The 14,087-nt window shown below is 48.7% G+C and carries 9 protein-coding genes; 2 read left to right on the forward strand and 7 right to left on the reverse strand.

What is annotated here, in order from left to right; genetic code table 11:
• Positions 1 to 27 precede the first annotated feature (27 nt).
• On the reverse strand, positions 28 to 900 hold the full coding sequence (locus ABIE50_RS14055) for a hypothetical protein (RefSeq protein WP_209860506.1): 873 nt from the start codon (positions 898 to 900) through the stop codon (positions 28 to 30).
• A gap of 325 nt (positions 901 to 1,225) precedes the next feature.
• On the opposite strand from ABIE50_RS14055, the gene ABIE50_RS14060 reads away from it, so the two are divergent.
• Together ABIE50_RS14060 and ABIE50_RS14065 are read left to right on the forward strand one after the other, a co-directional pair.
• Positions 1,226 to 1,888 carry an HAD family hydrolase gene (locus ABIE50_RS14060; protein WP_209860504.1) on the forward strand — a complete coding sequence of 221 codons (663 nt, stop codon included), beginning with the start codon at positions 1,226 to 1,228 and terminating at the stop codon, positions 1,886 to 1,888.
• Between the two features lie 77 nt (positions 1,889 to 1,965).
• Entirely contained in the window at positions 1,966 to 2,670 is a 705-nt protein-coding gene (locus ABIE50_RS14065) for an NUDIX hydrolase (protein WP_209860503.1), read from the forward strand.
• On the opposite strand, the gene ABIE50_RS14070 is transcribed toward ABIE50_RS14065, so the two are convergent.
• The 6 genes from ABIE50_RS14070 to ABIE50_RS14095 form a co-directional block, all read right to left on the reverse strand.
• Positions 2,662 to 5,415 carry a glycoside hydrolase family 2 protein gene (locus ABIE50_RS14070; protein ID WP_209860501.1) on the reverse strand — a complete coding sequence of 918 codons (2,754 nt, stop codon included), beginning with the start codon at positions 5,413 to 5,415 and terminating at the stop codon, positions 2,662 to 2,664. The genes ABIE50_RS14065 and ABIE50_RS14070 overlap by 9 nt on opposite strands.
• Before the next feature lie 262 nt (positions 5,416 to 5,677).
• A complete protein-coding gene (locus ABIE50_RS14075) occupies positions 5,678 to 7,507 on the reverse strand; it encodes an alkaline phosphatase (protein ID WP_209860499.1) in 1,830 nt (609 codons plus the stop codon).
• A gap of 239 nt (positions 7,508 to 7,746) precedes the next feature.
• On the reverse strand, positions 7,747 to 8,427 hold the full coding sequence (locus ABIE50_RS14080; protein ID WP_209860497.1) for an RBBP9/YdeN family alpha/beta hydrolase: 681 nt from the start codon (positions 8,425 to 8,427) through the stop codon (positions 7,747 to 7,749).
• Positions 8,428 to 8,547: 120 nt separating this feature from the next.
• On the reverse strand, positions 8,548 to 9,306 hold the full coding sequence (locus ABIE50_RS14085) for a hypothetical protein (RefSeq protein ID WP_209860495.1): 759 nt from the start codon (positions 9,304 to 9,306) through the stop codon (positions 8,548 to 8,550).
• A 26-nt stretch (positions 9,307 to 9,332) separates the two neighbouring features.
• A complete protein-coding gene (locus ABIE50_RS14090) occupies positions 9,333 to 10,892 on the reverse strand; it encodes a RagB/SusD family nutrient uptake outer membrane protein (RefSeq protein WP_209860493.1) in 1,560 nt (519 codons plus the stop codon).
• A gap of 12 nt (positions 10,893 to 10,904) precedes the next feature.
• Positions 10,905 to 14,033 (reverse strand): SusC/RagA family TonB-linked outer membrane protein, encoded by a 3,129-nt coding sequence (locus ABIE50_RS14095; RefSeq protein WP_209860491.1) that lies wholly within the window; start codon positions 14,031 to 14,033, stop codon positions 10,905 to 10,907.
• Positions 14,034 to 14,087: the final 54 nt, after the last annotated feature.

A 14,087-nucleotide genomic window follows, 5' to 3' on the forward strand; every position in this document is an offset into this window, starting at 1 on the left:
TATACTGAACGGTGTTAATTTTCCAAATTAATTTTTGAGAGGAGGGACGGATTGCTCCTGATCGCTGTCTTCAAAGATCCATAACCTGCCGCTTACCTGTTGGGTGTTAACAGGTAAACACGATACCATCAATGTTTTATGTTCCATCTCCCAGGTCCAGTTGCGGATGGAATTTTCCGGAGAAGAGAACAATTGCATCGCTTCCCTGTCGATTGCCACTATGTTAGCCGCTTTATTCCGCAACTGCATCATGGCGTCTGAAAGCACAGCCGGCAGCTGTTCTCCCGGACCGGCCAGCCCGAGAAGGGTAGCGCCTTCCTGGTTTATCCAACCGGAAAACCCATCGTTGTTGATGAACACCAGTGCATGGGGAATAGTATGCAGGATAGCGGCAAACCGGATGGCTACCCGCTGAAAATAGATCTGCTGCTGGGATTGCACCAGTATCTCTTTCAAACGTAAACGGATCGTTTCTATACACTCCAGGAAGCCGGCATCAAAGGATGGTGGTTCAGTCCAGCCTAAAATAAGGAGGCTGTTATTGGGACTGGTATTTACGGGCATGATAACGGCCGACGACAACGCAGGCATTATTTCACTGAACACATTTTCTTCTGGTGGCGGGACTACACGCCAGTAGATGGTTTTAAAGCCATTGGCGTACAATAGCTTTTTGATGGGTTCAGGGTTGAGCACAATTTCGTTCAGATGGAGCGGGGAAGCGCATTTTACCCTGGCTGTTTCTTCGTCTTCAAACTCCAGTTGCAGTGCGATATCTGCTTCCATCAGGTTTTTTACCAGGGAAATACTGAAGGCAAGAAAGGAGGAGATATGTTTTTCTTTATCCCATCTGCCGGTTTGATTGATAAAATTTAAAGCTTTACGATCCCAGTTGCTCACAAGTATGCAATTAAAAAGATGAATTAAAGAAACACTTGGATGGCAGCTACTGCTTCCTGCGGACTGTCAGGGTTACCGGTAACATGGATATTATTTCTTTGAATGATATCCATACTGCAACTAATATTTGAGATAATGAACTATAGCTGGTAAAAAGGTTATCCTGAGAAGCCGGGTCCATCCGGGTAATTTAAATGCCTGAAGCCACTGGCCGGAATGTCACAATTTTCAAATATAAGTAATTCCTTTCGAACTACGCGGTGGTTGTCTGACTCCCGAGTCAGACAAAATTCGTGTATCTTTGCGCCTTACAAAAAAAGGCATTATGACCCTGCAGCAAAAAGCATTTCTGTTTGACCTGAATGGTACTATGATCAACGACATGGAATATCACCTGGAAGGCTGGTATAACATGTTGAACAAGCTGGGCGCCAATCTTCCCAGGGAAATTGTAAGAAGCCATATGTACGGCAAAAATGAAGAGTTGCTGGTACGTGTGTTCGGGAAGGATCGTTTCACCGCCCAACAAATGGAGGAAATTGCCCATGAAAAAGAGGTATTGTACCAGGAAGCTTTCAGACCTCACCTGGAGCTGATTGCCGGGCTGCCCGCATTCCTTGAGAAAGCTGCCGCTGCAGGTATTCCCATGGCAATAGGATCTGCAGCCAACACTTTCAACATCAATTATGTGCTCGACAACCTGGATATCCGCCGCTACCTGAAGGCTATTGTAAGCGCCGATGATGTTGCCACCAGCAAGCCGGATCCGGAAGTTTTCCTCAAATGCGCAGCAGAACTGGGCGTATCGCCCAACAGCTGCATAGTATTTGAAGATGCGCCCAAAGGAGTGGAAGCCGCGCTGAATGCGGGTATGGAGGCAATTGTATTAACCACCATGCATACACGCGAAGAGTTTGCCGCCTACAGCAATATCAGGGCTTTTGTGGCGGACTATACCGATCCGGTGTTACAACAATTGTTCGTATAGACAAGGAATATTGCAATATAATTTCCAAATGTCGGCAGTGTACCATAAATTGCCGGGTTATATAAATAATTGCTGGTATGACACGTTATTCAGGGCAATCAAGAATGCTGGTAGCAGTTGATTGCATCATTTTCGGTTTCGATGGGGAAGAACTAAAGCTGTTGCTGATCAAGCGCGGGTTTGAACCGCAGAAAAATAAGTGGAGCCTGATGGGCGGATTTGTGCAGGCCGACGAAAGCTTTGAAGCGGCTGCTGCACGGGTGTTGCATAAGCTCACAGGCCTGGAAGGGGTATATATGGAGCAGCTCTTTGCCTTTGGTGAACCTACCCGCGACCCGGTAGAGCGCACTGTTTCCATCACCTACTTCGCCCTTATTGATATCAACCAGTACAAGCTGCAGATCAATGACGAGTACCATGCCGAATGGATCGCACTCGGTAAGCTGCCCGACCTCATCTTTGACCATACTGAAATGGTGAAGATGGCCCAGGAGAAGCTCCGTTATAAAGCAGCTATACATCCTATCCTTTTTGAACTGCTGCCGCAGAAGTTCACTATTCCACAGTTACAGCTGCTCTATGAAGCAGTATATGACGTTACTTTCGATAAACGTAATTTCAGCCGCAAGGTATTGTCCACCGGTCTGCTGATCAAACAAAAGGATAAAGACCGGCTCAGCTCCAAACGCGGCGCCTTTTACTTCAAGCTCGACAAGCGCAAGTACAACGCCAAATTCAATGCTTTCCTGAATTTTGTTACAGACCCCGGCAACCTACGGTAAGTCTATCCAGATAGTGCCCTTCACCGGCGTATAGTTCAGCATTATATTCTCCTGGCTTTCAGGCCCCATCTGTGCGGCATCCTGGAACTTGGTACCTATGGGCGCAATGGCGCTCAGGAAGCCTATATCACCGTCCGGGAAGGCTGGCGCAGTATAGTTGTTGGCTGCTCCTGCCGGCGCCTGTGGCCGGAATACCTGTAAAAACGTACCTTCCTGCCCGGTATAAAAGGTAAATGCCTGTTCCTTTGTATGGAAAGTGGCATGGTATACATTGGCATGATAACCCTTAAACTCCGGGTATTCCCAGCTTTCCCCCGTTACTGTATTGTTGTAGGCTTTATACCAGCTGCCAAATAATTGTCCCTGTAACCTGTTCTTCCACACGCGGTAAGGTCCTTCACCGGTCCATGACAGTCCGGTTACCTTTTCCTCCGGGTAGCGGAAAGTAATGCCGCTATAGGGTGTAGCGCCTTTAATGCTATAGCTGTAATCCAGTTGTACCGGCAGGCCAGGCTTAAAAGTCCATTTAACGTGAAGAAAGCCGCTGCCTTCGTACCTGGCAACGATAAAATAACCGCTGGAGTCGGTACCGGAGCTGAAAGCTTTCAATTCCTGGGAAATGCCTGCCAATACCGGGCCTCCGCTTAATGATATGTTGCCTTTGGGGGTGCGGATATGTAACAGCTGCCCGGTGGTGCGACTGAAATAATAGGTGCCTGCGCCATTGCTGACGGAAAGTGTATCATGATCCGTTACTACATCCAGCCGGCCCTTTGTTCCCTGAAACTGCCGCACTACACGGGAAGGCGGTTGCAGCGGCCAGCTGCGGGTAATGATACTGCGCCCGTAGCTGTCCTGCACATTCACATATAAAGCGTCTGCATCCTGCCAGCCATTGGGAAGGGATAGCTCCAGGAATCCTTTGGTATGAGGCGCCAGGCCGGGAGGAGTGATCCTGCCGGAGGCGATAGTATCTGTTTTATTATTTTTTCCGGGAGATGCAAACCGCAGCAGCTGCCATGTAAACCGGCACCTGGACAATGGCGTATAGTCGTAACGGTTCTCCACCGGGATACGGCCATCGAAGGTGTTGGGGTTTATAAGGGGCAGGGACATATGTACCGGCGACCAGATCTGGCGGATAGTATAGAAACTGCCCTCTTTTTCGCGGTGGGGCCCTACAATGCCGTCAGGAGCGTGGTTGCCATCGGTGTCGATGATGCCGTTTTTATCGGTACGTACCAGTCCTTCGTCACCGAATGCCCACAGGAACCCTCCCGCGCAGCGGGGATGTTGCAGCATGCGGTCCCAGAAATCGGCCAGGCCGGCGCCCATACCGCCGTCGTAAAGCCCATGCATAAATTCGGTAGGCATGTAAATATCCTGGTCGTAGAGACTTGAATTAACGATATAGTTGAAGTTGGGATAATGTTTGGTGTCTACACCACCGTATCTTTCCCAGGGATGCAGTACCGGGCGCAGCTGCGGATCGTACAGGTGATAGTCGCCATCCAGGGCGCGGTTAAACCCTCCTTCATTGCCATTGTCCCATGCAATGATGGATGGATGGTTCACATCGCGCTCCACCAGTTCTTTCACCAGTTTGCGGCCTACTACAGTATCGTATGCCGCCTGCCAGCCGGTGAGCTCATCCAGTACAAACAGGCCCAGGGAATCGCATACGTCCAGGAAGTGTTCATCCGGCGGATAGTGCGACATGCGCACAGCGTTCATGTTCATATCTTTCATCAGGTTCACATCCAGTATGCTGATATCCTTACTGAGCGTACGTCCTGTTTCAGGCCATGCACTATGGCGGTTTACGCCTTTCAGTATTACTTTGGTATCATTTACGTATATGCCATCCCGTGGTCTTATTTCAATGGTTCTGAAACCAAAGGGCTGGGATATGCGGTGTATGGTTTGGTTATCTTTTTTAATTTCCACCACTGCCAGGTAGCGGTTTGGAAACTCCGCACTCCAGGTAGCCGGGTGATCAATCTGTTGCTGCAACGTATAGGCGGCAGGGTGATTGGCAGTGGCAGGCAGGGTTACAGCAGGCTGCAGTGGCTGGCCGGTCATAGTTACCACCTGTGTACTGAGGGAATATCCTTCCGGCAAAGGGGAAGTGAATACCTGCGCTGTGAAAAGCCCTTTGGCAGTGGCATTAATGGCTACATGGTTAATATGGATCAGCGGTTTCACTTCCAGGAACACAGGTCTGTAAATACCGCCCAGGATCCAGAAGTCACCATTCCTTTCTGCACGGTTTACCCCTGCATTAGCCGACATTTTGCTCACCTTTACTTCCAGGAGGTTGCTGCCATTCCGTAACAATCTGCTGATATCATACCTGAACCGGTAGAAGCCACCCTGGTGTATTTCACCGGCAAGGTGGCCGTTTATTTTTACTTCGGCATCGGTCATCACGCCATCAAAAACAATATTCACCTGTCGCTCGCGCCAGTTGGCCGGAGCTGTAAAGCGATAACGGTAAAACCCCTGTTCATCGGCTTTAACTTTGTCGTGGCCGTAGTTATAGCTGCCGAATCCCTGTTGTTCCCAATTGGATGGAACGGGAATAGTGGTCCATTTTCCACTGCGCTGTCCACCGGAACAGCGGAAATCCCAGTTAACGGTATGGTCTTTATCTGTACCTGAAAGGTAGATGTATCGGGTTTCCTGTGCGAATGCTACGTGCAGGCATAACATGCCCGTGAGCAGCAATATCATTCTTGCTGGCATAACCGGAATTTTAAAATGCCTTTAAAAGTATAAAAAAGATGCGAATTTTGTCTGACTCAGGATTAAACTGATTACGCTGATTACGCTGATTTGATCTATTTGATTTTAAAAGATTCGGGGAGATAAAAGCGATATCCGCTTATATCTCCCCGAATCTTTTAAAATCAATTATAAAATCCCAAAAAATAAAATCAGCGTAATCAGCGTAATCAGTTTAATCCTGAGTCAGACAAAATCCGCGTGCGCCGAAGGCGCACCAACGCTACTCGCCGAAGCATGTCAGCATCTTGCGGAAGATCTCGTTGTTTTCATATACACCACGGAACAGCTGGGAGTTAGGGCCATAGGCGAATACCATCACAGGAATACCGGTATGATCGTTGGTGGCAAAATGGCCACGTAAAGTACCTTGTGAAATATCTCCATCCATCAGGGCAAGACCACCGGTTTCATGATCGGCGGTAACGATCACCGTGGTTTGTTTGTCGTGGTCGGCGAAACGAAGGGCTTCTCCTACGGCTTCATCAAAGTCGAGCATTTCCCGTACCAGGTAGTCCAGGTCGTTCATGTGGCCGCCGTGATCTATGCGGGAGCCTTCCACCATAAGGAAAAATCCTTTGCCGGAAGCGTTGAGTTGCTGTAACGCTTTTTTCAGTGCGGTTTTCAGATAATTGCCCCGGCCATTGCGCATCGAGCTAACTACTTTGTTGCTCAGGATCACGAGCGTACGGTTTTTCGTAGTGGCGTCCCAGTTATCCAGGTTATCGTAGATGCGGATGCCAGAGGAGGCGAGCTGCCGGCCGAAATCTTTATCCAGTTGTTCCCTGCCGCCGCCTACTGCAAGATCCAGCTTGCTGCCCAGCAATTGCTTTTCCAGTGTGTAGGTGCTGTCGCGATCGGCAGTATGGCCATAGAAAGAAGCCGGTGTGGCGCCGGTAATTTCTTCCGTAACTATAACGCCGCTACGGATGCCTTTGGGAGCGAGTATCTCAGGGATTACGGGGATGGACACATAAGTGTTATCCAGCCCGATGGCGCGGTTATGTGTTTTGACACCGGTGCCCATGGCAGAGCCACCTGCGGCAGAGTCGGTGTGGTAGTTATCGGTCGATTGGGTTTTGGATAAGCCCAGTTGTTTCATCTGGAAGATATTCAGTGCGCCCTTATTGGCGGTATAGCCTGAAAACATTTCCGCAAGACCGGTGCCATCACCTATCATCAGTATCACGTTCTTTGAGCGTACCTGTGTGGCATCTGATGCAAAGGAGGGAGTATATACTTCATGCACCGGCATGTTGGAGGCGGTAGTGCGGCTGGTGTTGTGGAGCACATCATACAATTCTTCCGGGTGGTCTGTACCGATCCAGTCGGCGCCCAGGTCCATCAGTTTGTAGTAGGTAGACCTGGTTGAGGGCGCGCCCCAAAAACGGAAGGGATGCCCCTGCCCGTGTACTTTGCTGATCACCGCCTTTACTTTTTCCAATTCATCCGGCACCAGTGTGCCCTTGCCGTTCCAGTGGCTGTAGGAGTGAAAATCCACGCTTACCATGGCAATGCGTTGTTGTAACGCTGCCGGGTATACGCTGTCGGGACGGCCATCAAAAAAGAAGATGGGATCATACTTTTGCCATTCTTCCATTGGCGGCACATTGCCGGATATCACCAGTTTTACGGCAGATGGATTGGTATTGCGGTCAAAATAATTCCGGTAAGGGAGCAATAGTTCCTGTAATGTCCGGAGGGTAGGAGTACCGGCTGTTTTCAGGTCGATGAGCAACTGCATGGGTGCATTGCCTTCGTATGGCTTGCCGTTGTAAAGAGAAAACTGGCGGAGCACCGGTTGCAGGTACATTTCCTTAAACGTGCGGAACGGTTGTATGGCAGTGGCATCGTGCGCTACGTATAAAACGCCGTTTTTAAGGTGTACATCCGCCTCGATAGACCCGAACTGCAGGGCCGCTGCTGCATAAAAAGGAGTGGCCCGCTCATAGTCGTTATGTGAGTGCGCCTGGGCCATGGTATACTGCTTTATTTGGGCAGATGCCCCGGCGGCCATCATTACACCGGATAAAAAGAACAGTGCTTTTTTCATTGTATGGTAAAAGATAGTTTTCAAAAGTTTCAGCGGGCAAAGGTGGTATAATCCTGTTAGCATGCAGTACCGCCTGAGTTTATCTTTATGTTAATTTCCGGCAGAAAAAATCGATTTAGTCAATACTTCCGGCGTTATATCTTATTTGCGCGGTAAGAAAAGTGGAATAAAGAAAAATGAAATAACAGGTTAAACGTTGCCGGCAGGCAATAAAATTTGATGAGATAAGCCCTGTGGCATCAGAGCGTTGGCCAGTTCTGCACCAGTTCTTTCAGCTGGTTCTGTCCTTCAGGCCAGTCACCCAGCCGGGATTCGCTGTTAATATGGCCTTTGGCGCCAGCGTTTACAAAGCGGCTTCCCCAGTGCCGGGCAAAGAAAGCAGCCCTTTCCAGTGAACAGAAAGGATCATTGGTGCTGGCAACAATGATACTTTCGAAGGGCAGTTTAACCAAAGGGATCGGCGTAAAGCCGGTCGCTTCCGGTGGGAAGCCTGGTCTTTCTGCATCTGCAGGCGCTACCAGTAATGCGCCGCGGATCTTCCTGGTGGTTTGCCCTGCCCAGTGCGCCAGCGCAATACAAGCCAGGCTGTGTGCAGCTATTACTACCTGCGGCCCGGCTTCGGTCACCGCTTTCTCTATCTGCGCTACCCAGTTGGCACATACCGGTGCATTCCAATCTGTTTGCTCAATCCGTTTTGTTCCTGGTATAGACTGTTCCCATAGTGTTTGCCAGTGTAATTCACCGGAGCTGCCCAGCCCCGGCGCGGTCAGTACTTTAATTTCCATGACATAGAGGCGTTGTGTCTTGAAAGGTAATAAAGAATCATCAAATAAGAAATTAAGTGAATGATGAAAGCCGGACAACAAAAAAAATAGCCGATGCTGAAAAGCACCGGCAACAGGTAACAACCAAAACAGCATTGATTAATACTGAGTATCTTAGTTATTTATGATATATGTTATCGCTTTTATCATCTTCTAAAAAATAATTTTTAAAAGGCCCGGCAGGGAGATCCCCGCCGGGGGCCATAATGTGGATTTTTAAAATACAAACCCTTTGCGCTTGAACAGCCAGAGATTACGCCAGCCATCGCCCTGCTGTACCAGCGTCAGTTCATTGTTGTTCAGCTTAATAATATTGTAAGTAACGTTATTGCCCCAGCTGATATCTGCTCCGTTGATCTTAATCGCCTTGTTCAGCGTGTCCAGTGCAAATGATCCTTTCGTAGTTACTCCTTTATGCAGGATAGTAAAATTTGCATTTTTGTTCAGATCAAATGTCATCTCATCATCCAGTACGCCCTGGTCTCTTAAGCCAGCTGTGCCTACAGTCCACCATGCCGGTTTATCTGCATTACCGGGGCCGTTGCCAAAGCAGTAGCCACCGGGAACATCAGTTGCCCATACCCAGGTTTTTCCGTCGGCGCCATTGGTGAGCAGGTTATATAATTCGCTGGCGAAAAATTTCGGATCGTTTTCACTCACGGTTACTTTTACGGAATCTGTTTTAGGGCCACCGGCGCCATAAGCAGAATATTTTATGAAGAAGTCGCCCGCAAAAGGAAGGATCACCACCGCTTTTGCGTTCTTAGTGGTGCCAAAGCCATAATCCCAGAAAGGGATCACATCTTTGGTTTTGCTTTCCAGCGTTACCTGGTTATCGTAACCAGGCGTTTGTGTAACAGAGAAATCGAGTTGAATGCCGGCAGGATCTGCGGGAGTGATCCTGTCTTCATAAGGACTGCATGCATAAAATAATGCAACAGTTAATCCCAGGAAATATATATGCAGACGTTTCATTTTCTTGGTTTTTAAAGTGAGCAATATCACCAGCCGGTGTTTTGTTTGAGTGTACCGTTAGATAAATTGATCTGTGTTTCAGGGATAGAGAATAAACCGTTTGTTTCTGTACGGAACACTACATTAAAGGCTGCCTGGGAAGACGGATTATCTATTGCCTGTTTGGCAACGGTCATGCCCTGCCGGAGCAGATCCCAGTACCGGTGTCCTTCCAGTGCCAGTTCCCATTTACGTTCCTGCATGATCTGCGTTTTGCTGCTAAGGGTAACGCGGTGGGTCTGATCGCCAAATGCGCGGTCGCGCACACGATCCAGGTATTCCTGTGCTTTGGCAGCGTTGGTTGTAAGGTTTAATTCAGCTCCCATCAGCAGTACATCTGCAAAGCGGATCACCACGTAGTTATCAAAATTGTCCCATTGGAAATTACCACCAAGGTCATCAGGATTCTTATCTTTCAGCGGTGTATATTTTTTTATAAAGAAGCCGGTGTATTGCGCCTGATCGCCCAGTGTATAGGTATCGGCAAATCCTTCCCCGTTAATGGAAATGATAGAAGCGGTTTGCCTGGTGTCGCCGGGTGCATAGGAATGAAAGAGCGCTTCATTTACAGTGGCGGCGCCCCATCCTTTGTAGTAGGGACCCAGTTCCTGGGAGCGTATACCGATCATTACCTGCATGCGGTTGCCGTTCTGCTGGTTCTGATCGCCCAGGCCGAGGTAGGTGTATTGGATGGTGAATACGCCCTCAGCATTATTCTGACCCGCATATGCAGCAGTGTTTTCTGCGGAGGCACGGAACAGGTTCCGGTATTTTGGAATAAGACTGTGACCGCTGTTATTGATCACATCGTCAACAGCGGCAATCGCATCTGCCTGTGAAAGCACGCCGGCAATATCAGGCTTGCTGTAGTAGCCGGTATAGTAAAGGAACACACGGCCCAGCAGGGCTTCGGCAGCCCATTTGGTAGCCCTGCCATATTCGCCGGTCGGAATACTGGCAAAAGGAGTGGCAGGAAGATTACCTGCCGCGAGCTTCAGGTCGTTGGCAATGAGCATGTATACGCTGTCGGGACTTGCCTGCAGGATATTATAATTACCGGGTTCCAACGGTGCTGTGAGCAATGGCACATGACCAAACATACGCACCAGGTCAAAATAGAAGTAGGCACGCAGGAAGTGTGCTTCACCCACATAACGCTTTTTGGTGGCGTCATCTCCTTTGAAATCTACTGCATCTATTTTCTGGATCAGTTTATTGGCGCGGTAAATACCGGTATAATACTTCTTCCAGGCATTGCTGTTAAGGTCATTCATTTTAATGCTCTTATCCCATTGGTTCCATCCGTTATCGGAGGTGCCGCCACCGCCAAAGCATTCATCAGATGCAATTTCTGAGGAGAGAGCAATATTCCCGTATCCATCCCAGTTTAACACACTGTACGCGGAAACCAATGCCTGGTAAGCATCTGCGGGTGTTTTATAAAAATCTTCTTCTGTTATAGTATTGATGGGCAATGTTTCCAGGAAACTTTTGGAACAGGAAGCCATTAACCCCGTTACGATGATAGCTGCAAATATTTTCTTCATGATTACCGGAGTTTAAAATTTAACGTTAAGGCCGAATAGAACAGTTCTGGGCTGCGGGAAGTAACCGAGGTCTGTGCCTGACGACCAGCTGTCGATACCATAACCCACTTCCGGATCCAACCCACGGTAATGGGTAAACGTAAATACATTCAGCCCGGATACATATAGTCTGAATTGCTGAAGCGGCAGGCGTTTCAGTAATGTTTTCTTGAAATCATATCCGAAGTTGATGCTCTTGATGCGGAGAAAAGCGCCATTGTGCACATACAGGTCTGAGAAGCGGGTATAGTTCTGGTTGGCTTCATTGTTCTGTGTTACACGGGGCATGCTGTTGGAAGTGCCCTCACCATGCCAGCGGCCAAATATAGCTGTGGTATAGTTGTTGGTGTAACGGTCGTAAGCCCTTGTTCCATCCACGATATCGTTGCCGCCTACACCGTTCATGAGCACACTCAGGTCAAATCCCTTCCAGCCGGCGGATAAAGAGATGCCATAGGTTTGTGTAGGATTAGGATCTCCTACTTTTGTTTTATCATCACCATTAATCACACCATCGCCGTTCATGTCTACAAAGCGTACATCGCCCGGTTGTGCGCCCGGCTGGATCTTTTGCCCGCTTTTGCTGGTGTAGGCATCTATTTCGGCCTGGTTCTGGAAAATACCGGCTGTTTTCAGTCCATAGAAAAAGCCGATAGGCATGCCGTTCTGCGCGCGGAAGTATTCATCCATATTGGACGACAATACGCCGTTGTAAGAAGGATGCAATACGCCTTCCTGGTTAGGAATATCTATTACGGTGTTTTTATTGAAGGCAATATTACCGCCGATACCAATGGTAACTTCTCCGAACTGGTGGTTGTAGTTAATGCCGAGTTCAATACCCTTGTTCCGGATATTACCGCCATTGATGGTAGGAGCGCCGGTGCCCACCAGGTCGGGGATAGGAGCTGTTACCAGCCAGTCGCGGGTATTTTTCTGATACCAGTCAAATGTTACGGTCAAGTCTTTGAACAGTGTTGCATCAAATCCGATGTCAATCTGTTCAGATGCTTCCCAGTGCAGATCGGGGTTGGGGATCTTATCAGGAGAAGCGCCGATGGCTTTTTGCCCGTTGAAGTAGTAATCGCGGTAAGTAGAATTGATAGTGGCCAGGTACCTGAAATCATCAATCCTGTCGCTACCGTTTTGTCCCCATCCACCGCGGATCTTCAGGAAGTTGATCCAGCTGCTGTTCTTAAGGAACGCTTCGTTGGTCACAATCCATCCTGCAGAGAAGGAGGGGAAGTAGCCATAGCGGTTGTTGGCGCCAAACTTGGTGGAGCCGTCGCGGCGTAATGTTGCGGTAAGCAGGTATTTATCGTCGTAGCTGTAAAACACCCTTCCGAAGTATGATTGCAGGGCATTCATAGTTCTTGCTCCATATACTTTGCGGGTAGAATCATTTCTGCCATTATCGATAATGGCATGATCAAAGTCGGCAATGATAAGATCTGTTTTGCTGCCGCTTACATTATATCCTTCAAATTTCTTTGCCGTGGTACCAACCATTACATTCAGGTTATGCCTGCCTGTTGTGAGCTGGTAGGTGAGGGTGTTATCCCAGTTCCAGGTAAGATTGCGGTACATTCCCTGGCTGGCAAAGGAATGATCGTTCTTATTATTGGTACCGAGACTGTATACCGGAATAAACGAGTTATTGTAATTATAGGAGATGTCGGCGCCGAAGTCGGTACGCAGGGTCAGTCCTTTGATGAGGGTAGCTTCTGCATAGATGTTACCGATGATCCTGTCGATGATGGTCTGGTTATTCTGTGTGTAGTCGATCATACCGATAGGATTGGGCTCTTCTGCATAGGGCGATTTGCCATAGCTGCCGTCGGCATTATACACCGGGTAAATGGGTGAGGCGTTCAGTAACCCCCGGATAGAGTTATTATAGATGTTGCCTGTACCGATACCCCGTTGGCGTGTATGCGCAAACGTTAAGTTCTCCCCTGTTTTGATCAGGTCCTTATATAATTTGTGCTCTGAGTTGATACGAAAAGAAGTTCTTTCAAAGTTAGATCTGCCGGGAAGCCCCATTACGCCTTGCTGTCCCTGGTAAGAAAGGGAAGAGGAGAACACTGAGTGCTCGTTGCCACCGGAGAGGCTCAGGCTGTAGTTCTGTATAGGTGCATTTTTGATGGTAGCTGCTTTCTGCCAGTCGGGTCCCGTACCCAGTTTCGCAATGGAATCCGATGTATAGATAGGTATGGAACCGGAGTTGATAGCTGCTTCGTTCATGATATGTGCATATTGTTGCGCATTCAGCAGGTCCAGTTTGCGGGCGGGATTCTGTAACCCGTAAGACGCATCAAAACTGACATTCATTTTGCCCGCGCGGCCTTTCTTCGTGGTGATCATTACGATACCGTTGGCAGCGCGTGTTCCGTAAATAGCTGTAGAGGCAGCGTCTTTGAGCACGTCTACGCTGGCAATATCGTTTGGATTGAGGAAGCTGATATCATCTGCCGGGAAGCCATCAATAATGAACAGCGGCCTGGAGTCGCCATTAGTGCCTATACCACGGATAGTGAATTTCAATGCATCACCGGGCTGGCCGGAGTTGGATGTTACCTGCACACCGGGGGCCTGTCCCTGTAAAGATTGTTCTACGCTGATGGCGTGATTTTTTATGAGGTCATCATTGTTGAGATGTACAGTGGCGCCGGTCACTACTTTTTTCTTTTGCGCGCCATACCCTACTACCACCAGTTCATCCAGACCAGTGGAAGCGGATTGGAGACGTATTACCATGGGGCCGTCCACTTTTACCGGCAGTTCCTGTTTGGTATAACCTACCAGAGATACCACGAGTACATCACCGGGATCTGCCTGCAGGGTGAAGATTCCTTCGACGTTGGTAACAGTGCCACGGGTGGTTCCTTTTATAACGATATTAACACCGGGCAGGGGAGCGCCGCCATTGGCATCAATTACCTTGCCCGTAACTGTTTGTTTTACAGGTTGCGTATATGCCTTCCCGTTATTATCAGCTGCATGCAGCGCGGGAGGCGCAGCGGTGGTCAGGCTGCATACGGCAAGCGCCTTTATGACGGTTTGCCGCGGAAAATAGTTGCTGATCGTGTACCAGATTTTCATGTTTAACGTGTTTTATTTAGGCAAAGGAGTTTAATGATTTTAAGAGAAAGTGGT

The organism is Chitinophaga sp. OAE865, assembly GCF_040546735.1.
GTDB classification, from domain to species: domain Bacteria; phylum Bacteroidota; class Bacteroidia; order Chitinophagales; family Chitinophagaceae; genus Chitinophaga; species Chitinophaga polysaccharea_A.